At 73.7% G+C, this 24,586-nt stretch carries 22 protein-coding genes; 17 read left to right on the top strand and 5 right to left on the bottom strand.

The window, feature by feature from the left end; genetic code table 11:
• The first annotated feature begins 65 nt into the window (after window positions 1–65).
• The 7 genes from ACN9MS_RS04575 (at window position 66) to ACN9MS_RS04545 (ending at window position 8,095) form a co-directional block, all read left to right on the top strand.
• Complete coding sequence (locus ACN9MS_RS04575; protein ID WP_426310921.1) at window positions 66–1,439, top strand: Gfo/Idh/MocA family protein; 1,374 nt, start codon at window positions 66–68, stop codon at window positions 1,437–1,439.
• A gap of 113 nt (window positions 1,440–1,552) precedes the next feature.
• Window positions 1,553–2,827, top strand: coding sequence for an ABC transporter substrate-binding protein (locus tag ACN9MS_RS04570; RefSeq protein WP_087471177.1), 1,275 nt, complete (start codon window positions 1,553–1,555; stop codon window positions 2,825–2,827).
• A 76-nt stretch (window positions 2,828–2,903) separates the two neighbouring features.
• Complete coding sequence (locus ACN9MS_RS04565; RefSeq protein WP_378230599.1) at window positions 2,904–3,857, top strand: carbohydrate ABC transporter permease; 954 nt, start codon at window positions 2,904–2,906, stop codon at window positions 3,855–3,857.
• Window positions 3,854–4,774, top strand: a complete 921-nt coding sequence (locus ACN9MS_RS04560) for a carbohydrate ABC transporter permease (RefSeq protein WP_307868939.1) — start codon at window positions 3,854–3,856, stop codon at window positions 4,772–4,774. Before ACN9MS_RS04565 ends, ACN9MS_RS04560 begins: the two co-directional genes overlap by 4 nt.
• An 8-nt stretch (window positions 4,775–4,782) precedes the next feature.
• Window positions 4,783–5,850 carry an NAD-dependent epimerase/dehydratase family protein gene (locus ACN9MS_RS04555; protein WP_426310920.1) on the top strand — a complete coding sequence of 356 codons (1,068 nt, stop codon included), beginning with the start codon at window positions 4,783–4,785 and terminating at the stop codon, window positions 5,848–5,850.
• Complete coding sequence (locus ACN9MS_RS04550; RefSeq protein ID WP_426310919.1) at window positions 5,850–7,034, top strand: dihydrodipicolinate synthase family protein; 1,185 nt, start codon at window positions 5,850–5,852, stop codon at window positions 7,032–7,034. The genes ACN9MS_RS04555 and ACN9MS_RS04550 overlap by 1 nt, the downstream gene beginning before the upstream one ends.
• Window positions 7,031–8,095 (top strand): hydroxyacid dehydrogenase, encoded by a 1,065-nt coding sequence (locus ACN9MS_RS04545; protein ID WP_426310918.1) that lies wholly within the window; start codon window positions 7,031–7,033, stop codon window positions 8,093–8,095. The genes ACN9MS_RS04550 and ACN9MS_RS04545 overlap by 4 nt, the downstream gene beginning before the upstream one ends.
• 7 nt (window positions 8,096–8,102) lie before the next feature.
• Here ACN9MS_RS04545 and ACN9MS_RS04540 read toward each other — a convergent pair whose 3' ends face one another.
• Window positions 8,103–9,140 (bottom strand): DMT family transporter, encoded by a 1,038-nt coding sequence (locus ACN9MS_RS04540; protein WP_426310917.1) that lies wholly within the window; start codon window positions 9,138–9,140, stop codon window positions 8,103–8,105.
• 82 nt (window positions 9,141–9,222) lie between these two features.
• Here ACN9MS_RS04540 and ACN9MS_RS04535 point away from each other — a divergent pair, with 82 nt between their 5' ends.
• The 3 genes from ACN9MS_RS04535 to ACN9MS_RS04525 are packed head-to-tail and all read left to right on the top strand — an operon-like array spanning window position 9,223 to window position 11,950.
• Complete coding sequence (locus tag ACN9MS_RS04535; RefSeq protein WP_426310916.1) at window positions 9,223–10,140, top strand: LysR family transcriptional regulator; 918 nt, start codon at window positions 9,223–9,225, stop codon at window positions 10,138–10,140.
• A 47-nt stretch (window positions 10,141–10,187) separates the two neighbouring features.
• A complete protein-coding gene (locus ACN9MS_RS04530) occupies window positions 10,188–10,607 on the top strand; it encodes a YciI family protein (RefSeq protein WP_426310915.1) in 420 nt (139 codons plus the stop codon).
• Complete coding sequence (locus tag ACN9MS_RS04525) at window positions 10,604–11,950, top strand: RNA polymerase sigma factor (RefSeq protein WP_426310914.1); 1,347 nt, start codon at window positions 10,604–10,606, stop codon at window positions 11,948–11,950. The genes ACN9MS_RS04530 and ACN9MS_RS04525 overlap by 4 nt, the downstream gene beginning before the upstream one ends.
• Before the next feature lie 4 nt (window positions 11,951–11,954).
• Here the strand turns inward: ACN9MS_RS04525 and ACN9MS_RS04520 are convergent, their stop codons facing one another.
• Window positions 11,955–12,350 carry a YybH family protein gene (locus ACN9MS_RS04520; RefSeq protein WP_426310913.1) on the bottom strand — a complete coding sequence of 132 codons (396 nt, stop codon included), beginning with the start codon at window positions 12,348–12,350 and terminating at the stop codon, window positions 11,955–11,957.
• Between the two features lie 146 nt (window positions 12,351–12,496).
• Between ACN9MS_RS04520 and ACN9MS_RS04515 the strand changes: the two genes are divergently transcribed.
• Both ACN9MS_RS04515 and ACN9MS_RS04510 read left to right on the top strand, forming a co-directional pair.
• The gene (locus ACN9MS_RS04515) at window positions 12,497–12,958 is read left to right on the top strand and encodes a tRNA (cytidine(34)-2'-O)-methyltransferase (RefSeq protein WP_426311823.1); all 462 of its coding nucleotides are present in this window, start codon (window positions 12,497–12,499) and stop codon (window positions 12,956–12,958) included.
• A gap of 119 nt (window positions 12,959–13,077) precedes the next feature.
• Window positions 13,078–13,410 (top strand): hypothetical protein, encoded by a 333-nt coding sequence (locus ACN9MS_RS04510; RefSeq protein WP_378230619.1) that lies wholly within the window; start codon window positions 13,078–13,080, stop codon window positions 13,408–13,410.
• 99 nt (window positions 13,411–13,509) lie between these two features.
• Here the strand turns inward: ACN9MS_RS04510 and ACN9MS_RS04505 are convergent, their stop codons facing one another.
• Both ACN9MS_RS04505 and xylA read right to left on the bottom strand, forming a co-directional pair.
• Window positions 13,510–15,105 carry a xylulokinase gene (locus ACN9MS_RS04505; RefSeq protein ID WP_426310912.1) on the bottom strand — a complete coding sequence of 532 codons (1,596 nt, stop codon included), beginning with the start codon at window positions 15,103–15,105 and terminating at the stop codon, window positions 13,510–13,512.
• 1 nt (window position 15,106) lies between these two features.
• Window positions 15,107–16,297: a xylose isomerase gene (xylA, locus tag ACN9MS_RS04500; RefSeq protein ID WP_426310911.1), complete on the bottom strand. Its 1,191-nt coding sequence runs from the start codon at window positions 16,295–16,297 to the stop codon at window positions 15,107–15,109.
• A 102-nt stretch (window positions 16,298–16,399) separates the two neighbouring features.
• Between xylA and ACN9MS_RS04495 the strand changes: the two genes are divergently transcribed.
• Window positions 16,400–17,629: an ROK family transcriptional regulator gene (locus ACN9MS_RS04495; RefSeq protein ID WP_426310910.1), complete on the top strand. Its 1,230-nt coding sequence runs from the start codon at window positions 16,400–16,402 to the stop codon at window positions 17,627–17,629.
• Between the two features lie 81 nt (window positions 17,630–17,710).
• On the opposite strand, the gene ACN9MS_RS04490 is transcribed toward ACN9MS_RS04495, so the two are convergent.
• Window positions 17,711–18,778, bottom strand: coding sequence for a LacI family DNA-binding transcriptional regulator (locus ACN9MS_RS04490; protein WP_426310909.1), 1,068 nt, complete (start codon window positions 18,776–18,778; stop codon window positions 17,711–17,713).
• Between the two features lie 175 nt (window positions 18,779–18,953).
• On the opposite strand from ACN9MS_RS04490, the gene ACN9MS_RS04485 reads away from it, so the two are divergent.
• The 4 genes from ACN9MS_RS04485 (at window position 18,954) to ACN9MS_RS04470 (ending at window position 24,568) form a co-directional block, all read left to right on the top strand.
• Entirely contained in the window at window positions 18,954–19,892 is a 939-nt protein-coding gene (locus tag ACN9MS_RS04485) for a carbohydrate ABC transporter permease (protein WP_064315143.1), read from the top strand.
• Between the two features lie 2 nt (window positions 19,893–19,894).
• On the top strand, window positions 19,895–20,851 hold the full coding sequence (locus tag ACN9MS_RS04480; protein WP_378230628.1) for a carbohydrate ABC transporter permease: 957 nt from the start codon (window positions 19,895–19,897) through the stop codon (window positions 20,849–20,851).
• A gap of 87 nt (window positions 20,852–20,938) precedes the next feature.
• The gene (locus ACN9MS_RS04475) at window positions 20,939–22,279 is read left to right on the top strand and encodes an ABC transporter substrate-binding protein (protein ID WP_426310908.1); all 1,341 of its coding nucleotides are present in this window, start codon (window positions 20,939–20,941) and stop codon (window positions 22,277–22,279) included.
• A gap of 144 nt (window positions 22,280–22,423) precedes the next feature.
• Window positions 22,424–24,568, top strand: a complete 2,145-nt coding sequence (locus ACN9MS_RS04470) for a beta-galactosidase (protein ID WP_426310907.1) — start codon at window positions 22,424–22,426, stop codon at window positions 24,566–24,568.
• The last annotated feature ends 18 nt before the right edge of the window (window positions 24,569–24,586 follow it).

The raw sequence follows: 24,586 nt of genomic DNA, 5'->3' as shown, positions 1-24,586 counted from the left end.
AGGCCTGCCAGGGCCGGGAGACCCCCGCCCCGCAGGACCATCGCAACGGAGCAAGGACCGCACACGTGACCCCGAACCCCCAGCCTGTCACCGTCGCCCTCGTCGGCGCCGGGAACCGTGGTCAGACGTACGCGCGCTGGATCGCCGAGCACCCCGACCGTGCCCGTCTCGTCGCCGTCGCCGACCCCCGACCCCACCAGCGCGGGCTCGTCGTCGACCAGGCCGTCGCGGCGCAGGCCGGCCTCTCCGCAGCCCACGCCCTCACCTCGGGCACCGAGTCCGGAGCCACGCACGACGTCGCGCTCCCGCAGGTCGCGGAGCTCGACGGCTGGCAGGAGCTCGTCGCCGCGGGCGACGCCGACCGGGCCGCGGGCGGCACCGGGCGGATCGCGGACATGGTCATCGTCGCCACGCAGGACCGCGAGCACCGCGACCCCGTCGTCGCGCTCGCGCCGCAGGGGTACGCGATCCTCGTCGAGAAGCCGCTCGCGCCGAGCCCGGAGGAGTGCCGGGACGTCGTGGACGCCGTCGAGGCGTCGGGCGTGCTCTTCGGGGTCTGCCACGTGATGCGCTACATGCCGTACACGGACCTCGTGAAGTCCGTCGTCGACTCGGGAGTCCTGGGCGAGATCGTCAACGTCCAGCACCTCGAGCCCGTCGGCTGGTGGCACGACGCGCACTCGTACGTGCGCGGCCCGTGGCGCTCGGAGAAGACGTCGAGCCCGATGCTCCTCGCGAAGTCGAGCCACGACCTCGACTGGATCCGCTACGTCACCGGCAAGCGGATCGCGACGGTCGCGAGCTTCGGCTCGCTGAAGCACTTCCGGTCCGAGGAGCGCCCCGCGGGCGCGGCGGACCGCTGCCTGGACTGCCCGCTCGAGCCCACGTGCCCGTACTCGGCGCCGCGCCTGTACCTCACGACGCTGCGCGAGCAGGGCCCGATCTGGCCGGTCTCCGTCATCACGGACGCGACCGACGAGGCGGGCGTCGTCGAGGCCCTGCGCACCACCGACTACGGCCGCTGCGTCTACGACTCCGACAACGACGTCGTCGACCACCAGGTCGTCGCCATGGAGCTCGAGGGCGGCGGCGCGGCGACGTTCACCATGACGGCGTTCTCCGAGCAGGACCACCGCAAGACCCAGATCTTCGGCACCCACGGGTGCCTCGACGGCGACGGCGAGAAGGTCCGCGTCACCGACTTCCGCGACGGCAGCGTCACCGTGCACGACGGCGGCCACCACGGCGCCACCAACGCCGCCGACGACCACGGCGGCGGCGACTCGGGCGTCATGGACGCGTTCGTGCGCGCCGTGGCCACGGGCGACCCGAGCCACGTCCGGTCGGGCGCCGTCGAGTCCCTCCAGAGCCACCTCGCCGTGTTCGCGGCCGAGGAGTCGCGCCACCGGCGCACCGTCGTCGACGTCCCGGCCCGCTGACGCGTCCGGCGCGACGACCGCACCACCCCGCACCTCCACAGCACCACACCGCACAGCACCACCCCACCCCCCACCCGCCCACCCCGGCGGGACCTCACCAAGGAGACACGTCGATGACCCTGCGCACGACGAAGCGCCTCTGGACCGCCGCTCTCGCGGTCGGCACGCTCGGCGCGCTGAGCGCCTGCGCCGGCGGTGCCGGCGCCGGCAGCTCCACCCCGACCCCCGAGGACGGCGCCGCGTCCGGCTCCGTCACCATGTGGACGTACCCCGTCATCGCCGACGAGGCCGCCCACAAGGCCTTCTGGGACGAGCAGATCGCCGCCTTCCAGGAGGAGAACCCGGACGTCGACGTCAAGGTCGAGATCTACCCGTGGGCCGGCCGCGACGAGACCCTCGCGACGGCCATCGCGGGCAACAAGGGCCCCGACGTCGTCTACCTCATCCCGGACCAGATCCCCAAGTACGGCAAGTCGCTGGCCGCGGTCGACAACTACGTGACCGACCAGGTGGGCGACCTGCGCGAGAACGCGTCGAAGGCCGTCACGGTCGACGGCGCGATGCTCGGTTCGCCGCTGATCATGAACAGCAAGCCGCTCGTGTGCAACGCCGCGGCGTTCGAGGCCGTGGGCGAGGCCGGCAACTACCCGGAGACGTGGGACGACCTCATGGCGCTCGCGCCGACGTTCCAGGCCGCGGGCTACGACGTCACCAACTACTGGGGCTCGGTCGACGCGACGCTCAACGAGTCCTTCTACCCGCTGCTGTGGCAGGCGGGCGGGTCCGTCTTCTCCGAGGACGGCTCGTCGGTCGCGTTCGACTCGCCCGAGGGCATCGAGGCCCTCCAGTTCGCGGTGGACCTCGCCGAGGGCGGGTACATCGAGAAGGACCTGCTGACGACGATCCCCGCCTTCGAGCAGACCAACACCGCCAAGGGCAAGATCGCGTGCACCTGGCAGCAGGGCCCGGCCGACGTCGCGGGCTTCTGGGGCGAGGAGAACGTCGTCGTGCTCCCGCCGCTCAAGCAGGCCGAGGCGGTCGCGTTCGGCACGGTCGGCTCGCTGTCCGTGCTGAAGACGGCGGAGAACCTCGACGCCGCGGGCAAGTGGGCCGCGTTCGCGACCTCCCCCGCGGTGAGCACCGAGTACGCGAAGGCGGCGGGCTGGTTCTCGCCGTACGAGAGCGAGTCGGGCCTCTACGCCGACGACCCGGTGCTCTCGGCGCTCGAGGACACGCTCCAGTACACGACCGCGGGCGAGGTCAACGAGAAGTCCCGTGAGGTCATGGGCGTGCTCGCCCCGGAGATCCAGGCCGCGCTCATCGGCGAGAAGACGCCGGAGCAGGCCCTGAAGGACGCGGCCGCGGCGGCAGACCCGCTGCTCGGCTGACCGACGTCGCGGCGCGGGCGGCCTCCCCCCTGGCCGCCCGCGCCGCGGCACCCCTCGCGGTACGAGAGGAGAACCCATGACCGCGACCGCCCCCACCTCGGACGGGCTCACCGCCGACGGGGCCGACCGGCGCCCGGCGCCGAAGCCCCCGCGCGGCGGCACCCGCCGCGTCCTGGAGCGCCGTGAGGCGAGGATCGGCCTGCTGTTCGCCCTCCCCGCGTTCCTGCTGTTCCTGCTGTTCCGGTTCGGCCCCGCCATCGCGGGCGTCGCGCTGAGCTTCTTCGACTACACCATCGGCGTCGGCGCCGAGTGGACGGGCGTCGAGAACTTCCGGCGCATGGTCGACGACCCGATCTTCTGGTCGGCGCTGCGCGTCACGGTCGTGCTGAGCGTGCTCATCGTCCCGGTGTCGCTCGCGATCTCGACGTTCATGGCGCTCATGGTGCGCCGCTCGTTCCGCGGCTCCGGCTTCTACCGGTCGGTGTTCTTCCTGCCCGTCGTCACGAGCCTCGTGCTCGCCGCGACCGTGTTCACGTGGGTGTTCTCCACGAACGGCCCGTGGTCCAAGCTCATGGGCGCGCTCGGCTTCTCGACCGACTCCTGGCTCGGCGACACGCTGCTCGTGCTGCCCGCCCTCGCGATGGTCGCGATCTGGTCGCGCTTCGGGTACGGGATGCTCATCCTCCTCGCCCGCATGCAGGACCTGCCGCGCGAGCTCGAGGAGGCCGCCGCGATCGACGGCGCCGGACCCTGGAAGCGGTTCTGGTTCATCATCGCGCCGCAGCTCAAGCCCACGCTCTTCTTCCTCGCCGTCATCGAGACGACGGCGTCGTTCCAGATCTTCGACCTCGTCTACGTGATGACGGCGGGCGGCCCCGCCCGGGCGAGCTACAACCTCGTCTTCTACATCTACGACCAGGGCTTCAAGTACTTCGACCTCGGCTACGCGAGCGCGCTCGGCGTCGCGCTGTTCGTCGTCACGCTCGTCGTCGCCCTCATCCAGCGCTACGCCATCGGGAGGGACAAGTGACCGCCGCCGACCCCACCACCACCGAGCGCGTGCTCGAGGGGGCCGCGCTGCCGGTGCGCCCCACCGCCACCCGCCGCCGGCGCGGCCGCAAGGGCGCGAGCGACCTGTCGCTGCGCGGCAAGGTGCTGCGCTACGTCGTGCTCTCGCTCGCCGCCGTCGTGACGATCTTCCCGTTCTACGCGATGGTCGTGCTGTCGCTGAAGCCGGCCGCGGCGATCGACTTCCCCGCGTCGCTCCTGCCGACGAACCTCACGACCGAGGCCTACGGGCGCGTGCTCGGCGCGGGCAACATCGGCACCTGGCTCGTCAACACGCTCGTGTACTCCGTCGTGTCCGTCGTCGCGGTGCTGCTGCTCGCCTCGATGGCCGGCTACGCGTTCGCCAAGAAGAAGTTCCCCGGGCGCGAGGCGATGTTCTGGTCGTTCCTCGCGATGGTCATGGTCCCGTACCACGTGACCCTCATCCCGACGTTCATCCTCATCGCGCAGGCGGGCGGCCTCGACACCTACTGGGGTCTGATCCTGCCGACGCTCGCGAACGCGCAGGCCGTGTTCCTCATGCGGCAGTTCATCCTGGACCTGCCCGACGAGCTGTTCGAGGCCGCGAAGCTCGACGGCGCCTCGGAATGGCGCATCTTCCTGCGCATCGTGCTGCCGCTGTGCAAGCCGATCCTCGCGACGCTCGGCACGTTCGTCTTCCTGTGGCACTGGAACGACTTCCTGTGGCCGCTCATCATCGGCCAGGGCACCGACCACTGGACGCTGACCGTCGGCATCGCCTCGCTCCAGCAGCAGGACGTGCCGCTCAACATGGTGCTCGCGGGCGCCACCATCTCGTTCGTTCCGATCTTCGCCTCGTACCTCGTGGCCCAGCGCTTCTTCGTCGAGGGCGTCACCTCGTCCGGCATCAAGGGATGACTCACCACATGACCACGCAGACCAGCACCACCGCCCCGGCCGCCCTCAAGGCCCCGACGTCCGTCGCGGAGCTCGAGGACCTGCTCACGACGCCGTCGCCGGCACTCGTGGAGGACCTCGCCGCCCGCTCGGGCGACCTCGTCATCCTCGGCGCGGGCGGCAAGATGGGCCCGAGCCTCACCGTCCTCGCCCGGCGTGCGCTCGACGCGGCCGGGCGCACGGACGACGCCGTGCACGCCGTCTCGCGGTGGTCCGACGCCGCGCAGGCCGACCGCCTGCGCGACGCCGGGGTGAACGTCGTCGCGGCCGACCTGCTCGCGCCCGACGCCGACCTCGCCGCCCTGCCCGACGGCGCCGACGTCGTCTACATGGTCGGCGCCAAGTTCGGCACCTCGTCCGCGCCGTCGCTCGCGTGGGCCGCGAACGCGGCGCTCGTGCACGACGTCGCGCGCCGCTACGCCGACTCGACCATCGCGGCGTTCTCCACCGGCAACGTCTACCCGCTCGTGCCCGTCGAGTCCGGCGGCTGCTCCGAGGAGCACCCCGTCGGGCCGGTCGGCGAGTACGCGATGAGCTGCCTCGGTCGCGAGCGCGTGCTCCAGCACGCCGCGCTCTCGCGCGGGACGAAGGTCGTGACGATCCGCCTCAACTACGCGGTCGACCTGCGGTACGGCGTCCTGTTCGACGTCGCGTCGCCCATCCTCGCGGGCGAGCCGGTGGACCTCACGACCGGGCACGTCAACGTCGTGTGGCAGGGGTACGCGAACGAGGTCGCGCTGCGCTCGCTGGGCCTCGCCTCGTCTCCCGCGACGGCGATCAACCTCACGGGCCCGGAGACGGCGTCCGTCGAGCGGCTCGCGACGCTGCTCGGGCGCGGCCTCGACCGCGAGGTGTCGTTCACGGGCGAGCCCGCCCCGACGGCCCTCCTCAACGACGCGACGCGCTGCCACGAGCTGTTCGGCTACCCGCAGGTGCCGCTGCGCACGCTCGTGGACTGGCAGGCGAAGTGGCTCGCGGCCGGGCTGCCGACGAGCGGCAAGCCGACGAAGTTCGCCGTGCGCGACGGGGCGTTCTGATGACGGCCACCCCCGCCGCGGCACCGGTGGCGAGCCCGCGCCTCGCCGACGACGTCGCCGCGCTCCTGCGCACGGGGACCGTCATCCCGGCCCAGCCCCTCGCGCTCGACGCCGACCGCCGTCTCGACGAGCGCCGCCAGCGCGCCCTCACGCGGTACTACCACGCGGCAGGCGCGGGCGGCGTGGCCGTCGGTGTCCACACGACGCAGTTCGAGATCCGCGAGCACGGGCTCCTGCGGCCCGTGCTCGAGCTCGCGGCCGAGGTGTCGCGCGCGACGATCGCGGGCGACGCGCCCGCGGGCTCGCTGCGCACCGGGCCCCGCCCGCTCGTCCAGGTCGCGGGCGCGGCCGGCGACGTGCGGCAGGCCGTGGCGGAGGCGGAGCTCGCGGCATCGCTCGGCTACGACGCGGTGCTGCTCGCGCCGCGCGTGCCCGGTCTCACCGGCTCGCGCGAGGAGGTCGAGCGCGTGCTGCTCGACCGCGCCCGCGCCGTGGGCGAGGTGCTTCCCGTCATCGGGTTCTACCTCCAGGAGGCGATCGGCGGCCCGCGCCTGTCCGTCGGCTTCTGGCGCGAGTACGCGTCGATCGAGGCGGTCGTCGCGATCAAGGCCGCGCCGTTCCACCGCTACCGGACGATCGACGTGCTGCGCGGCGTCGCCGCGTCGGGTCGTGGCGACGAGATCGCGCTGTACACGGGCAACGACGACGCGATCGTCGCGGACCTCACGCAGCGCCTCGACGTGCCGGTGACGGACGCCGAGGGGCGGGCCGCGACGTTCACCGGGCGGTTCGTCGGCGGTCTGCTCGGGCAGTGGGCGGTGTGGACCCGGGGCGCGGTCGAGACGCTGGCCCTCGCGCACGCGGCGCACGGCATCGGTCCCGACGGCGAGGCCACCGTGCCCGACGCCGCCGCCCTTGCGACCCTCACCGCGCGCGCGGCCGGGCTCACCGACGCGAACGCAGCCGTCTTCGACGCGGCGCACGACTTCGCGGGCGTCATCGCGGGCGTGCACGAGGTGCTGCGCCGCCAGGGCCTGCTCGACGGCACCTGGTGCCTCGACCCGGACGAGACCCTCTCCCCCGGGCAGGCCGACGAGCTCACGCGCGTGACGTCGTCGTACCCGTGGCTCGCGGCCACGGACGACGCGCTCGTCGCGGAGCACCTCGAGGACTGGCTGCGATGACCGGCGCGCCCGGCGTGCAGACCGGCGCGGGGTCTGGCCCGGGTACCGGGGCGGCCCGTGCGGTCGTCGCGGTCGCTCCGTGGCTGCGCGCCGAGCTGTTCGCCCCGGACGTGTGGGAGCGCCTGGCCGGCGCGGGACCGTTCGACGTCGTCGACGACCCCCGGGCGCTCGGCGCCGCCCTCGACCGGCTGAACCCCGCGGCGCGCGAGCGCGTCGACGCGCTCGTCATCTCGTGGGGCACGCCGCCGCTGGACGCCGACCTCCTGGACCGGCTCCCCGGCCTTCGGCTCGTCGCGCACACCGGCGCCTCGGTCAAGCCGTTCGTCACGCCGGACCTGTGGGCGCGCGGGGTCCGCGTGACCCAGGCGGGCCAGGCGATGGCGCGCCCCGTCGCCGAGGTCTCGGTGGCGTTCGCGCTCGCGCTGCTGCACCAGGTCCCCGCGTTCCACAACGCGCTGCACGACGGCGTCCCGTGGGCCGACGCCGAGGCCGCTCCCCCGCGATACGAGATCGCGGGCACGCGCGTCGGCGTCGTCGGGGCGTCGCGCACCGGGCGCGCGGCGATCGCGATGCTGCGCGCGCTCGGCGCGGAGGTCGTGGTCGCCGACCCGACCCTCTCCCCCGCCGAGGCGACCGCGCTCGGCGCGACGCTCGTCGGGCTCGACGAGCTCCTCGCGACGAGCCGCGTCACGATGCTGCACGCGCCCGTGCTGCCCGAGACCCACCACCTGCTGAGCGCGCGCGAGCTCGCGCTCCTGCCCGACCACGCAGGGCTCGTCAACACCGCGCGGTCGTGGCTCACGGACGAGGACGCGCTCGTCCGCGAGCTCGCGAGCGGCCGGATCAGCGCCGCGCTCGACGTCTACGACGCCGAGCCGCTGCCCGAGGACCACCCGCTGCGCCGCCTGCGGAACGTGCTCCTCACCCCGCACCACGCCGCCGCGACCGTGCAGGGCCGGCTCGCGCAGGGCGCGATCGTCGTCGACGAGCTCGCCCGGTTCCGCGCGGGCGAGCCGCTGGTCCACGAGGTCCGCGAGGTGGACCTCGACCGCATGGGCTGACGCCCGTTCACACGCTGCCGCCCGGGCCCGCGGCTGAGGCCGCCGCCGGGACGGGTCGCCGTCGGGGCAGCGTCGCGACCGCGACCCCCGCGAGGCACAGCGCGCCGCCCGCGAGCGTGACGGCGGCCGGGACCTCGGCGAGCACGAGCCAGGAGAGCACCACGACGATCGGCGGCACGAGGTACGTCGTCGCGGCGGCCCTGCCCGCGCTGAGGCGCGAGAGCGCGTACCCCCACGTCGTGAAGGCGACGGCCGTCGGGCCGAGCCCGAGGAGCACCACGGCCCACGTGGACGACGCGGGAGCCGACCCCGCGTCGGCGGCGAGCGCCGGGGCGAACGGCAGGAGAGCGACCGTGCCGGCAAGGCACCCGACCCACGTCATCGTCAGGGCGTCGACGCGTGCGAGCAGCCGCTTCTGCGACGTCGCGGCGCCCGCGTAGAGGACGGCGGCGGCGAGCCCGAGCGCGACCCCGACGACGTCGCGCTCCCCCGACGACGTCGCCGCGGCGATGACGGCCACCCCGGTGAACGCCGCGGCCATGCCCACGAGGAGGCGGCGCGGGAAGCCCTCCCCGAGCAGCAGGCCCGCGAGGACCGCGACGAGGACGGGCGCCACGTTGACGAGCAGCGCCGTCGTCCCCGCGTCGAGGTGCTGCTCGGCGGCGTTGAGCGCGAGGTTGTAGAGGCTGAACCATCCCACGCCCCACGCGAGGACGGCGACGAGCACGCGACCGCGCGGCAGGACGGGGCGCCTGCCGCTGCGCAGCCAGCGGACGGCGACGATCGCCGTGAGGCCGACGCTGCCGGCGAGCTGGCGGCCGAGCGCGAGGGATCCGGGCTCGTAGTCGTGGCCCGCGGCCCGGACACCGATGAACGCCGACGCCCACAGCAGGACGGTCACGGCCACGGCGAGGGCGACGGGCATCGCGGCTCGACGCGCCGACTCGCGAGCGGGGGGCAGGCCCGACCGGGCGGAGGTCGCCGCAGGGGCGGCGGGCCGGGGAGCGTCGACGGGCGTCGTCGTCGGGGTCTCGGGTGCGGTCACGCGTCGATCGTCGCCCCGACCCACTGTTCAGCACCAGCGAGATCTCCTACCTCTCGATTCAGTCTCGCTGTATCGTGGACGGATGCTGGACGTCCATCGCCTGCGCGTCTTCCGCTCCGTCGTCGCGAGCGGGTCGGTCCAGGCCGCCGCAGCCGCGCTCGGCTACACGCCGTCCGCCGTGAGCCAGCACGTCGCCGCGCTCCAGCGCGAGACCGGCCTCACGCTGCTCGAACGGGCCGGCCGCGGCGTGCGGCCCACCGCGTCGGGGCTCGCGCTCGCCGCCCAGGCCGACGGCGTGCTCGCGCGCCTCGGCGAGGCGGAGGCCGCCGTCGCTGACCTGCGGGCGGGCCGCACCGGGTCTCTGTCCGTCGCCTACTTCGCGTCGGTGGGCGCCGCGTGGCTGCCGCGGGTCGTACGCCGGCTCACGGCGGACTTCCCCGGCGTCCGGCTCGACCTGGAGCTGCGCGAGACCATCCCCGACGACCCCGACGCGCGCGCGGACGTGCAGCTCGTCGTCGCCCCGCGCGGGTTCGACCCGGGCGGCGGCTTCCGGTCGCACCACCTGCTCGACGACCCGTACGTCGTCGTGCTGCGCGACGACCACCACCTGGCGCGCCGCGACGAGGTCGAGCTCGCCGAGCTGCGCGACGAGCGCTGGGTCGACAACGACTTCGCGCGCGGCTGGTGCCGCCGCAACCTCGTCGAGGCGTGCACGGCCGCCGGGTTCAGCCCGCCGTTCCACGTCGAGGCGCACGACTACCCGACCGCGATCGCATTCGTCGGCGCGGGCGTCGGCCTCACGGTCCTGCCCGCGCTCGGCGCCGCGCACCTGCCGCCCGGCCTCGTCGCCGTCCCCGTGGTCCGGCCCGCCCCGGTGCGCTCGATCCACGCCGTGCTGCGCGACGCGGTGGTCGGCACGCCCCCGGCACGGGCTGTCCTCGACACGCTCCACGCGGTCGCGGGGATGCGTGTCGATCTCGCGGGTTCCCGTTCGACCTGAGGATGAGAGGGTCGGGAGGTCCGGCCCGCAGACACCAGGAGACGACGATGAAGTACATGCTCATCATGCGCGGCAGCGACGAGAGCCAGGCGGCGTTCGAGGACGTCTCGTTCGACGAGATGCTCGAGACCATCGGGCGGTTCAACGACGAGCTGATCCGGGCGGGCGTCCTGCTCGCGGCCGAGGGCCTGGACGACGCGGGGCAGGGCGTGGTCGTCGACCTCTCGTCCGACGTCCCCGTCGTGACCGACGGCCCGTACGGGGAGACCAAGGAGCTGTTCGGCGGCTACTACGTCCTCGACGTCGCGTCGAAGGAGGAGGCGGTCGAGTGGGCCAAGCGGCTCCCGTACTCCGGCCCCGGGGCGAAGATCGAGGTCCGCCGCGTCACGACGATCGACGAGTTCCCGCAGGACAACGAGTGGATCCGCAAGGAGCGGGAGTGGCGCGAGGCGACCGGCCAGCTGTGAGCGCGCCCGACGCGGGCGCCGGCCCGGGTGTCGGCCAGAGTCAGCAGACCGACCCGGGCCGGCGCGCGGTCGAGGCCGTGTGGCGCATCGAGTCGGCGCGGATCGTCGGGGCGCTCGCCCGGTACACCGGGGACTTCTCGCTCGCCGAGGACCTCGCGCAGGAGGCCCTCGCCGAGGCGCTCGTCGCATGGTCCCGCGACGGCGTGCCGCGCCACCCCGCGGGGTGGCTCCTCACGGTCGGCAGGCGTCGCGCGATCGACGCCTTCCGCCGTCGCGCGGCCCTCGACGAGCGCTACGCGGCCCTCGCCCACGGCCTGGGCGAGGGCGCCGTCGTGACCGGCGGGCCGCCGTCGGACCCTACGGGCGGGGCGGGCGCCGACCTGCCGTGGGACCCCGACCAGGTCGACGACGACGTGCTGGCCCTCATGTTCGTCGCGTGCCACCCGGTGCTCTCGCCCGAGGCGCGGGTCGCGCTCACGCTGCGCGTGGTCGGAGGCCTCTCGAGCGACGAGGTCGCGCGCGCGTTCCTCGTGCCCACCGCGACGGTCCAGGCCCGCATCACGCGCGCCAAGAAGACGCTCGCCGCGGCCGGCGTGCCGTTCGGCGTGCCCCCGGCCGACGAACGGCGCGAACGTCTGGGCTCCGTCCTCCACGTGCTGTACGTGATCTTCACGGAGGGGTCCACGGCCACGACCGGCGAGGACTGGCTGCGCCCCGACCTCGCGCACGAGGCGCTCCGGCTCGCGCGCGTCCTCGCGGGACTGGTCCCCGACGAGCACGAGGCCCACTCGCTCGTCGCGCTCCTCGAGCTCACCGCCGCGCGGTTCCCCGCCCGCACCACGCCCGACGGCGACCCCGTGCTGCTCGCCGACCAGGACCGACGGCGCTGGGACCGGTCGGCGATCCGGCGCGGCCGTGCGGCGCTCGCCCGCGCCGACGCGGTCGGGGCGCCCGGCCACGGCCGCGGCGCGTACGGCCTGCAGGCCGCGATCGCCGAGTGCCACGCGGTGGCGGCGTCGGTCGAGGAGACGGACTGGGACCGCGTCGTCCTCCTCTACGAGGCCCTCGGACGTGTCGCGCCCTCACCCGTCGTGGAGCTCAACCGGGCGGTGGCCGTCGCGATGGCGCACGGCCCGCAGGAGGCGCTGCGGATCGTCGACGAGCTCGTCGCGACCGACCGCCTGCCCGGGTTCCACCTCCTGCCGAGCGTGCGCGCCGAGCTGCTCGGACGCCTCGGCCGCGTCGAGGAGGCGCGCGCGGAGTACGAGCTCGCGGTGCGGCTGTGCCCGAACGCGCGCGAGCAGGACCTGCTGCGCCGCAAGGCGGACGCGCTCGGCAGGTGAGTCGCTACGACCCGTCGGACGCCGTGTACGACCTGCCGGGCCAGTACGGCCACTCCTCGAAGCGCTCGACGCGCCCGTCCGGGGCGAACCGGAGCACCCACAGGTCGCGGTACTCCTGCTCCTCGGGTGCGAGGTAGCGGACCTCGAGGCGCACGACGGCATCCGGGCCCTCGACCGCCACGGGCTCCGCGGTCACGGTGAAGGTCGCGCCCTCGTCCGCGGTCCAGAACCCGCGGATCGCCTCGTGACCGCGCAGCGGCTCGTCGTCGTAGGGCGAGCGCAGGTACGTCGCGTCCGGGGTGAACAGCCGCTCGACGGCGCCCACGTCGCTCGTGCGCCACGCCTCCTCGTACGCCGCGACCCAGGCCGTCACGGTCTCGCGCTGGACGGTCTCGGGCACGGCCCCTCCTCGGTCGGTCGTCGTCGACCCGTCCGACGCTACCCCTCTCCCGACGCTGCGAGAATCGGGGGGTGAGCGAGACCCCCGACCCCGGCACCGACTGGCGACCGCACGTCGCCGACCCGGCCGCCCGACCGCCGTCGACCCTGCCCCACGTGGTGTTCTACGAGCCGCGCATCCCCGGCAACACGGGCAACGCGATCCGCCTCGCCGCGGTGACCGGGGCGCGCCTGCACCTCGTCGAGCCGCTCGGGTTCGACCTGGACGAGCCCAAGCTGCGCCGCGCGGGACTCGACTACCACGACCTCGCGGCCGTCGAGGTGCACGCGGACCTGGACGCCGCGCTCGCGACCCTGCCCGGCCGGGTGTTCGCGTTCACGACGCGCGCGACGACGACGTTCACCGACGTGACCTACCGGCCCGACGACGTCCTGCTGTTCGGCCCCGAGCCGACGGGCCTGCCCGACGACGTGCTCGCCCACCGACGGATCACGGACCAGCTCAAGATCCCCATGCTGCCCGGGCGCCGGTCGCTCAACCTCACCAACGCGGCGTCGATCGCCGTCTACGAGGCGTGGCGGCAGACGGGCTTCGCCGGGGGCGCGTGAGGGAGACCGCGTACCGGGTACGGGTCACGAGCCGGGTTTTCCCGGATGCCGGGGTGCGGCGCGACGGGGTGGACTGGGGCCGGGCCGGGCAGGCCCACCACCCCGAGCGAAGGAGCTCCATGCGAACCACACGCCAGCGCGCCCTGGTCGTCTCCGCCCTCGTCGCCGCGGCCGTCGCCGTGGCACCGTCCGCGGCCGCCGCGCCGTACGACGGCGGACCCTGCACGTTCGACGTGACCCGGACCGGGAACGTCTTCACCGTCAGCGCGGGCACGTGCGACTGGGTGCTGCTCGAGGTCTACGGCTCCGCCTACGGGATGAACCTCAACCGTTCGGTCTCGACGACGTCGGTCGCGTCGGTGGAGATCGCCGGGCCGGTCTGGGGCGTCACCGGCGCCGCCGCGGTGGGCCGCAAGGCCGGCGTGACGGGCCCCGTCGTCCGCGTCCTCTGACCACCCTCCCCCGCCCCCGCTGAGTGCATGAAATAGTCGCGTCCGAGACCTTCGGGCGCGACTATTTCATGCACTCAGCGGGGCGGGGTGGGTTCTGGGTCAGACGAGGTCGCGGACCGCCGCGTACTGCTCGCGGATGGCCGGGACCGGGTCGGCCTCGACCACCGTGGCCGACGACGACGCCCAGGTGGGCGGGGCGACGTCCCTCCCGGTGCCGCCTGCCGCGTGCGCGGCGAGGACCCAGGCCGCCTGGCGCGCCGCGCCGTCGGCCACGTACTCGCCGGGCTCAGGGACCGTGACGGGCAGGCCGAGGACCTGCGGCGCGATGCGCCGGACCGCCTCGGACTGCGCACCGCCCCCGATGAGCTGCACGCGCTCGACCCGCACGCCGAGCGCGCGCAGCGCGTCGAGCCCGTCCGCGAGCCCGCACAGCATGCCCTCGACGTACGCGCGCGCCAGGTGCTCCGGCGTCGACGTGCCGAGCCGGATGCCGTGCAGCGTGCCCGACGCGTCGGGGCGGTTGGGCATGCGCTCGCCCTCCAGGTACGGCACGAGCACGAGCCCGTCCGCGCCGGGCGGCGCCTGGAGCGCGAGCCGCGACAGCCCCGCGTGGTCGACGCCGAGCACCGCGCGCGCCGCGTCGAGCACGCGGCTCGCGTTGAGCGTCACCGCGAGCAGCAGGTACCGGCCCGTCGCGTCGGAGAACCCGTTGACGAGGCCCGACCCGTCGGCGGTGCGGTCGTCGGTCACGGCGGACACGACGCCCGACGTCCCGATCGACACCGCGACGTCGCCCGCGACCATGCCGAGGCCGAGGGCCGCTCCGGCGTTGTCGCCCGCGCCCGGACCGAGCAGCGTGCCGCCCTCGACCGCTGCACCGGCGACCGAGGCGTGCGCGACGCCCGCCACGGCCGAGGGTGCGACGACGCGCGGCAGCACGACATCCGTCCGGCCGAACGCGAGCTCGAGCAGGTCGAGACGGTACGCGCCCCGGCCGTCGGGCCCGTCGCCGCGCGTCGCGTCGTAGTAGCCGGTGCCGGACGCGTCGGACGCGTCGGTGACGAGCGCGTCGAGGTCCGGGCCGAGCGGCGCGGACTCGTCGCCCGCCGGGCCGTACCCCGCGATGCGCCACGTGAGCCAGTCGTGCGGCAGCGCGACGGCGGCGACGCGCGCCGCGTTCTCCGGCTCCGCGTCGCGCAGCCAGCGCAGCTTGGTCACCGTGAGCGAGGCGACCGGCACGGACCCGATCGCGTCCGCCCACGCCTGGGCGCCCGCCTCGGTCGCGGACTCGACGCGGTCGCGGGCGTCGGGGACGCCCTCGGGGAGGCGGGCCTCGCCGAGCTCACGGATCAGGTCGCGCGCGGCCGGGGCCGAGCGTGTGTCGTTCCACAGGAGCGCATCGCGCACGACGTTCCCCTCGGCGTCGAGCGCGACGAGGCCGTGCTGCTGACCGCCGACGGCGAGCGCCGCGACGTCGTCCAGCCCGCCCACCGCAGACGCGGCCTCGCGGAACGCGTCCCACCACGCGTCGGGGTGGACCTCCGTGCCGTCGGGGTGCTTGGCCGATCCCGTGCGCACGAGCGCGCCCGTCGCGGCGTCGCGCAGGACGACCTTGCAGGACTGCGTGGACGTGTCGACGCCGGCGACGAGCGTGCGCTCGCCGCCGGCGTCGGACGTCCGGGCGTCGGTCGTCACCTCAGCCGATCAGGTGCTCGAGCGCGAGCTGGTTGAGGCGCACGAAGCCGAAGTCGCGGTTCGCCGCGGCGTCGACGTCGAAGTCCTCGTACGCGCTGCGGTCCGCGAGCAGGTCCGCCACGGACTCGCCCTCGCCCAGCGTCGACTGGCCGAGCTCGAACACGCCCGAGTGCGCGAACGCCTCCTGGACGCGGCTGTCGGCGCGGTACGCCGCGGCCTTGCGCGCGAGCAGGCGGTAGGTCTCCATGTTGGCGCGCGCGGAGTCCCACACGCCGACCTCGTTCTCGGTGCGCGACGGCTTGTAGTCGAAGTGGCGCGGGCCCGTGTACGTGGGGCCGCCGTTCGGGAAGCCGTTCTCGAGCAGGTCGACCGTGAAGAACGCCGACAGCAGGTCGCCGTGGCCGAACACGAGGTCCTGGTCGAACTTGATCGAGCGCTGGCCGTTGAGGTCGATGTGGAAGAGCTTGCCCGCCCACAGCGCCTGCGCGAGGCCGTGCGTGTAGTTGAGGCCCGCCATCTGCTCGTGGCCCGTCTCCGGGTTGAGGCCCACGATGTCGCCGTTGTCGAGCTTCGCGATGAGGCCGAGCGCGTGGCCGATCGTCGGCAGGAAGATGTCGCCGCGGGGCTCGTTCGGCTTGGGCTCGAGCGCGATCTTGAGGTCGTAGCCCTTCTCCTTGATGTACGCCGCGGTGAGGTCGAGGCCCTCGGCGTAGCGCTCGTGCGCGGAGTGCAGGTCCTTGGCGCCGTCGTACTCGGTGCCCTCGCGGCCACCCCACATGACGAACGTCTTGGCGCCCAGCTCGGCCGTCAGGTCGACGTTGCGCAGCACCTTGCGCAGCGCGTAGCGGCGCACGCCGCGGTCGTTCGACGTGAGGCCGCCGTCCTTGAAGACGGGGTGGCTGAACAGGTTGGTCGTCACCATCTCGATGACCAGGCCCGTGTCCTGCGCCGCCTGGCGCACGGAGTCGAGGCGCTTGGTGCGCTCGGCGTCGTCGGCACCGAACGGCACGACGTCGTCGTCGTGGAACGTGAAGCCCCACGCACCGAGGTCGGCCAGGCGGCGCACGGACTCGGCCGGGTCGAGCGCGGGACGGCTCGCACTGCCGAACTGGTCCTGCGCGGTCCAGCCCACGGTCCACAGACCGAAGGAGAAGTTGATGTCTGTGTCGTGTCGGGTGGTCTCGTCGGCCACGGTGGTCTCCTCGTCGAGAGGGCCGTGGCGCGGTCCTCGCGCCGACGGCCTATTTTTGTCTTACGGATGAACTTATCCGCCCGGGTCGGTAAGGTCAAGACCGTGAACCGCAGCGTCGCGACCCGCACGGGTCCCCCAGCAGCCCGGCAGGCCACGCTGCGCGAGCACAACCTCGCCCTCGTCGCCCGCGCGGTCTTCGAGTCCGCCCAGCCCTGCTCGCGCGCCGACATCGCCGCCGCGAGCGGCCTCACGCGCGCGACCGTGTCGACCCTGGTGGACCGGCTCGTCGCCGCGGCCATCGTCGCCGAGCTCCCCCCGGCGACCCCGCAGCGCGCCGGTCGGCCCGCGGTCCCCCTCGCACCCGCGCCGCGCTCGCTCGTCGGGCTCGGCCTCGAGGTGAACGTCGACTACCTCGGCGGCCGCGTGCTCGACCTCACCGGCGCCGTCGTCGCCGAGCACGTCGACCCCGACGACCTGCACGACAGCGACCCCGCCGAGGTGCTCGCCCGGCTCGGGCGCATCGCGCGCGACCTCCTCGCGACCGTCCGCGCCGACGGCATGACCGTCGCCGGCGCACGCCTCGCCCTGCCCGGCCTCGTCGACACGCGTGCCGGGCGGCTCGAGGTCGCGCCCAACCTCGGCTGGTCCCACCTCGACCCCGCAGCCCTCCTCGGCCTCGGCCCGGACCTCCCCGTCGAGATCGGCAACGAGGCCAAGCTCGCCGCGCTCGCCCAGGCGAGCCGCGGCGTCGTGCCCGACGGCGCGACCGAGCCCGCTCCCTCCACGTACCTCTACGTGTCGGGCGACGTCGGCATCGGGTCCGCGATCGTCGTCGACCGGCGGCTCTTCCACGGCCGCCACGGCTGGACCGGCGAGGTCGGGCACGTCGTCGTGGACCCGCGCGGCCCGCGCTGCCGCTGCGGCGCGACCGGCTGCCTCGAGCAGTACGCGGGCAAGGACGCGCTCCTGCGCGGGGCGGGCCTGCCGGTCGACGCCCCCACCGAGACGCTCGTCGCCGCGCTCGACGCCGCGGAGCCCGCAGCGCTCGCCGTCGTCGAGCGGGCCGGGACCGCGCTCGGCAGCGCGCTCGCCGACTACGTGAACCTCGTCGACATCGACACGGTGCTGCTCGGCGGCATCTACCCCGCGCTGCTGCCGTACCTGCGCGCCACGGCCGAGGCCGAGCTGCGCGCGCGCGTCCTGGCGGCGCCGTGGACCGACGTCGTGCTGCTCCCGGCCCCCGTCGGCGACCACGCGGCCCTCACCGGCGGCGCGCGCGAGGTCCTGCGCGGCGTCGTCGAGGACCCGAGCGCCTGGGTCGCCGAGGACTGACACCCCCTCCGAGCATGCGGCGACGGCCCGTGAACCTCCGAGACCGGGCGACAACCCCGTGCTCGGCGCCCCGGAGCGGGTCTATCGCGGGGGCGGGGCGGTGCTCGCGCGCTCGACGAGGCGGGTGGGGACCAGGCGGGTGCCGGCCTCGTGGACGCCCTCGCGGACCTGGCGGAGCACCTGCTCGACGAGCCGGCGCCCGACCTCGGCGAAGTCCTGGTGGACCGTCGTGAGCGGGGGCAGGAACTCGCTCGACTCGGGCAGGTCGTCGAACCCGACGACGCTCACGTCCTGCGGCACGCGCCGGCCCGCGTCGTGGAGGGCGCGCACGAGCCCGAGGGCCATCTGGTCGTTCGCGACGAACACGGCGGTCACGTCGTCGCGCTGCGCGAGACGCAGCCCGGCCTCGTACCCGGACGACGGCGACCAGTCGCCCCGCTCGATGGGCGGCACCTCGCGGCCGGCCTCCTCGAGCGTGGCGCGCCAGGCGGAGGTGCGACGCTCGGCCGCGAACGAGAGCGCCGGTCCGGCGAGGTGGTGCACCGTCTCGTGGCCGAGGTCGAGCAGGTGCTGCACGGCCTGGCGCGTGCCGTCGGCCTGGTCGGTGTCCACGACCGCGTAGCTCTCGCCGGCGTCGGAGTCCGCGACGACGACCTGGACGCCGGGCGGGAGGCTGACCCGCGCGACGTCGAGGAGGTGGACCTCCATGAGCAGGATGATCGCGTCGACGGCGAGCTCCCCGAGACGCGTGAACGCACCGTGCACGCCGTCCTGCGTGGGCGCGGCCACGGGGATGACGGTGATGGCGTAGCCCTCGGCGGCGGCGGACGTCGCGATGGCCTCGAGCGTGCGGACGTTGCCCGTGGTCGCGAGCGAGAAGAGGATCACGCCGATGGTGCGGAAGGACCCGCTCTTGAGGGCGCGGGCGGCGCTGTTGGGGCGGTAGCCGAGCTCGGTCATGGCCTCGAGCACGCGCGACCGCGTCGCCTCGACGACACCCGGGTGCCCGTTGGAGACGCGGGAGACGGTCTGCGCGGAGACCCCGGCGACGCGTGCGACGTCGGCCATCGAGACGCGCCGTGCCGTGCGGACGGCAGCTCCCCCGGTGCGCGTCAGGGCGGGGGTCTCGTCGTCGAGCCCGTCGGTCATGGCGTCCTCGTCCTCGTGGTGTCGGCACAGTACCTGGGCCGGACCGACATCGTGGCCGGTCACGGACCAGCGTAGGCGATGTTTGCGTAAACACCGAACCTCGTGCCATGCTCATGTTTACGCAAACACCGGCGACGACCGACGTCGCCGTCCCCCGATGACGAGGACCCCCAGCATGACGACGACGTCCCCACCCGTGGCAGGGCACCGGCCACCGGTCGGCGCTCCTTCGTCCCTCCCGGCACGGCGCCGACGGCGCTCGTGGACCGGCTGGGGCTTCGTGGGGCCGTTCATGGCGGTCTTCGCGCTCGTGTTCCTCGCGCCGATCGCCTACTCGATCTACCTCAGCCTGTTCCGCACCCAGATGGTCGGCGGCACCCAGTTCGTCGGGTTCGAGAACTACGCGCGAGCGTTCTCCGACCCGCAGTTCTGGTCGGGCGTGTCGCGCGTCGGGCTGTTCCTCGTGGTCCAGGTGCCGATCATGCTGGGCATCGCCCTGCTCGTCGCCCTGGCGATCGACTCGGGCCGGCTCTACGGCCGCAACTTCTTCCGGATCTCGATCTTCCTCCCCTACGCCGTCCCGGCCGTCGTCGCGACGCTCATGTGGGGGTTCATGTACGGGACGCGCTTCGGCCTCGTCGCCAACATCAACGACGCGCTCGGCACGGCGATCCCCAACCCGCTCTCCCCCGACTGGGTGCTGCTGTCGATCGGCAACATCGTCACCTGGGAGTTCGTGGGCTACAACATGCTCATCTTCTACTCGGCGCTGCGCGTCGTGCCCACGTCGCTCTACGAGGCGGCCGAGCTCGACGGCGCGTCCCAGTGGCAGGTCGTGCGGGCCATCAAGATCCCCGCGATCCGCGGCTCGCTGGTCATCGCCACGATCTTCTCGATCATCGGATCGTTCCAGCTCTTCAACGAGCCGAGCATCCTGCAGAGCCTGGCCCCGAACGCGATCACGACGTACTTCACCCCGAACCTGTACGCGTACTCGCTGTCCTTCTCCGGCCAGCAGTACAACTACTCGGCGACCGTCGCCATCATCATGGGCGTCCTCACGATGATCGTGGCCTACGTCGTCCAGCTGCGCGGCATGCGCAAGGAGGCCTGACGATGACCGCCACGACCCCCTCGACCCCGGCGGTCCCCGCCGGCTCCCGCACGACGACGGGCACCACGACGCGCAAGCCCGTCCGCCTGCGCTCGCGCGCCCCGCACAGCGTGGCCCGCCCGCGCCGCAGCGTCCTGATGACCGTCCTCACCGGGATCGTCCTGCTCTACGCGCTCGTGCCGCTCTTCTGGCTCGTCGTCAACGCGTCCAAGACGCAGTCGAGCCTGTTCAGCTCGTTCGGCCTGTGGTTCAGCGGCGACTTCGCGCTCTTCGACAACATCGCGCGCACGCTCACCTACGACGACGGCATCTTCGGCCGCTGGTTCGCCAACACGCTGCTGTACGTCGTGCTCGGCGCGGGCGGCGCGACCTTCCTCGCCGTGCTCGGCGGGTACGCGCTCGCCAAGTTCGACTTCCCGGGCAAGCGCGGCGTGTTCGCGACCGTCATCGGCGCGGTCGCCGTCCCGGGCACCGCGCTCGCCGTCCCGACGTTCCTCATGTTCAGCCAGATGGGCCTCACCAACACCCCGTGGGCCGTCATCATCCCGTCGCTCATCTCGCCGTTCGGCCTCTACCTCATGTGGGTGTTCGCCGCGGAGTCGATCCCGACGGAGCTGCTCGAGGCGGCGCGCGTGGACGGGTCGAGCGAGGGCCGCACGTTCTTCCAGGTCTCCCTGCCGCTGCTCGCGCCCGGGATCGTCACGGTCCTGCTCTTCACCATGGTCGCGACCTGGAACAACTACTTCCTGCCGCTGATCATGCTCAAGGACCCCGACTGGTACCCCCTGACGCTCGGCCTCAACGCGTGGAACGCGCAGGCCGCGACCGCCGGCGGCGAGGCGATCTTCGACCTCGTGATCACCGGCTCGCTGCTGACGATCCTCCCGCTCGTCGCGGCCTTCCTGCTCCTCCAGCGCTACTGGCAGTCCGGCCTCGCGGCCGGGTCCGTCAAGGAGTGACGCGCACCCACGCCGTCTCCACGCCCTGCACCACCCCCGACACCCACCCCGCCCGATCCGTCTGACGACGAAGTGAGAGGAACCCTCATGTCCATCCGCACCACCCGCGCCCTGCGTGCCGTCGCCGCCACCGGCGTCGTCGCGCTCGCCCTGGCCGCCTGCAGCTCCGGCGGCGGCAACGACTCCGGCGCGGACGCCGGCTCGGCCGACGACGTCGCAGCGGCTCTCGAGGAGGGCGGCAGCCTCACGGTGTGGGCCTGGGAGCCCACGCTCGAGCAGGTCGTCACCGACTTCGAGGCGAAGTACCCGAACGTCGACGTCGAGCTCGTCAACGCCGGCACCGGCAACGACCAGTACACGGCGCTCCAGAACGCGATCGCGGCCGGCAAGGGCGTGCCCGACGTCGCGCAGGTCGAGTACTACGCGCTCCCCCAGTTCGCGCTCTCCGACGCGCTGGCCGACCTCTCCTCGCTCGGCGCGGACGAGCTCGACGGCACGTTCACGCCGGGACCGTGGAACGCCGTCCAGCAGGGCGAGGGCATCTTCGGCCTCCCCATGGACTCCGGCCCCATGGCCCTCTTCTACAACGAGGAGGTCTTCACGCAGCACGGCATCGAGGTGCCGACGACGTGGGACGGCTTCGTCGAGGCGGCCCGCGCGCTGCACGCCGCGGACCCGAACGTCTACATCACCAACGACACCGGTGACGCGGGCTTCACGACATCGCTCATCTGGCAGGCCGGCGGCCAGCCGTTCCAGGTCGACGGCACGGACGTGACCATCGACCTCGCGGACGAGGGCAGCACGCAGTTCGCCGAGACCTGGCAGACGCTCATCGACGAGGACCTGCTCGCGCCGGTCAGCTCGTGGAGCGACGAGTGGTACCAGGGCCTCGGCAACGGCACGATCGCGACGCTCGCGATCGGCGCGTGGATGCCCGCGAACCTCGAGTCCGGTGTGCCCGACGGCGCCGGCAAGTGGCGCGTCGCCCCGCTCCCGCAGTGGGAGGAGGGTGCGTCGGCCAGCTCGGAGAACGGCGGCTCCGCCCTGTCCGTGACCGCCGCGAGCTCGCAGCAGGCGCTCGCCTACGGCTTCCTCGAGTACGCGAACGCGGGCGACGGCGTGCAGGCGCGCGTCGACGGCGGCGCGTTCCCGGCCACGACGGCCGAGCTCGGGTCGGACGAGTTCCAGGGCTACGAGTCCGAGTACTTCGGCGGCCAGAAGATCAACGAGGTCCTCGCGCAGTCGGCCTCCGACGTCGTCGAGGGCTGGTCGTACCTGCCCTTCCAGGTCTACGCGAACTCGATCTTCAACGACACGGTCGGCCAGGCGTACGTGTCGAGCACGACCCTCGCCGACGGCCTGAAGGCCTGGCAGGACGCGTCCGCGAAGTACGGCACCGAGCAGGGCTTCACCGTCAACGAGTGACCTGATCCCCGCCGGGCGCCTGCCGGGGCGCCCGGCGGACCCTGCACAAGCCGCCGCGTGGTCGTGCACCCCCGGCACGACCACGCGGCCCCCACCGGCGGCCCGCCTGCCGCCCACCGCTCTGCGAGCACCTGAGGAGCCTGCATGTCCACCCCCACCCCGTTCCGCTGGCTGCGCCGTCCCGGGCCGCACACGCCGCCGGGCACGACGGCGTCACCCGCCGCCACGGCCGACGCCTACGCGCCGTCCGGTCTGTCCTACGGCGCGGACTACAACCCGGACCAGTGGCCGCGCGAGGTCTGGGACGAGGACGTGCGCCTCATGCGCGAGGCGGGCGTGACGGTGGTCTCGCTCGCGATCTTCTCGTGGGCGCGGATCCAGCCGACGGAGCACACGTGGGACTTCGCGTGGCTCGACGAGATCATGGACCTGCTCCACGCGAACGGCATCACCGTCGACCTCGCGACGGCGACGGCGTCGCCGCCGCCGTGGCTCACGACGAAGCACCCGGAGATCCTGCCGCAGACCCGCACGGGCGAGACGCTGTGGCCCGGCGCGCGCCAGCAGTGGCGCCCGACGTCGCCGATCTTCCGGTCGCACGCGCTGCACCTCGTGGAGCGCATGGCCGAGCGGTACGGGGACCACCCGGCGCTCGTCGCCTGGCACGTCTCCAACGAGCTGGGCTGCCACAACGTCGACGACTTCTCCGACGACGCGGCCGCGGCCTTCCGCGCGTGGCTGCGCGAGCGCTACACGACCCTCGACGCGCTGAACGACGCGTGGGGCACCGCGTTCTGGTCGCAGCGGTACAGCGCGTGGGAGCAGATCCTGCCGCCGCGACTGGCCGCGTCGCACCCGAACCCGACGCAGCAGCTCGACTTCAAGCGCTTCTCCTCCGACGCGCTGCGGCAGTACCTGCGCGCAGAGGCCGAGATCCTGCGCCGCCTCACGCCGGACGTCCCCGTGACGACGAACTTCATGGTCATGGGCGAGACGAAGGGCATGGACTACGCGGCCTGGGCGGACGAGCTCGACTTCGTCTCCAACGACCACTACGTGCTCCCCGGGCCGCAGGCCCTGGACGAGCTGTCGTTCTCCGCGAACCTCACGGGCGGCATCGCCCGGCACAAGCCGTGGTTCCTCATGGAGCACTCGACGAGCGCGGTGAACTGGCAGCCCGTCAACGTCGCGAAGAAGCCGGGAGAGCTCGCGCGCGACTCGCTCACGCACGTCGCGCACGGCGCCGACGCGGTCTGCTACTTCCAGTGGCGCCAGTCCGCGGCGGGTGCGGAGAAGTACCACTCGGGCATGCTCCCGCACGCGGGCGAGCGCTCGCGGCTCTTCCGCGACGTCGTCGCGCTCGGCGCGACGCTGCGCGACCTCGCGCCCGTCGCGGGCAGCGAGCAGAAGCCCGCGCGCGCCGCGATCGTCTTCGACTGGGACTCGTGGTGGACGAGCGAGCTCGACTCCCACCCCACCGACCGGCTGCGCTACCGGCAGGAGGCGCTCGACTGGTACTCGGCGTTCCTCGCGCTCGGCGTGCGTACCGACGTCGTGCCGACGGCGACGGACCTCGCGGGGTACGACGTCGTCGTGGCGCCCGTCCTGCACGTCGTCCCCGCGGAGCTGCGCGACCGTCTCACGGCGTTCGTCGAGGGCGGCGGCCACCTCGTGACGACGTACTTCTCGGGCGTCGTCGACCAGGACGACCACGCGTGGCTCGGCGGCTACCCGGGCGCGCTCCGCGACCTGCTCGGGATCCGCGTCGAGGAGTTCGCCCCGCTGCTGGACGGCGAGAGCGCGACGGTCGAGCTCGCGGGCGAGCAGCTCGAGGGGACGCTGTGGACCGAGCCGGTCGACGTCGTCGACCCGGACGTCGAGGTGCTGGGCTGGTACAAGACCGGCGAGCAGTCCGGGCGCGCCGCGGTGACGCGCCGCACGGTCCGGACGGGCGAGAGCGCCGGCTCCGCAGCGTACGTCTCCACGCGGTTCGGCCGCCTCGGCCTCGTCCCGGTGCTCTCCCGCCTGCTCGACGACGCGGGCGTGCGCAGCGAGCTGCCCGCCGCCGTGCGCGGCGACGTCGAGCTCGCCGTGCGCACGGACGGCACCGACGACTTCTGGTTCCTCGTCAACCGCACCGCCCGCCCGGTCGAGGTGCCCGACGTCGCGGGCGAGGTCCTCGCCGGCCGTCGCCTCGCGCCGTCCGGCACGGCGGACGGCGCGCTCCTGCTCGAGCCGCGCGGCGTCGCCGTCGTCCGCCGCCCGGCCGAGCCGACCTCGCCGAGGTAGAGCCCCGGTACCACGAGG

The organism is Cellulosimicrobium sp. E-16, assembly GCF_049913115.1.
Lineage (GTDB): Bacteria > Actinomycetota > Actinomycetes > Actinomycetales > Cellulomonadaceae > Cellulosimicrobium.
The sequence above is the reverse complement of the archived record's forward strand: the minus strand, read 5'-3'. Positions and strand labels throughout refer to the sequence as shown.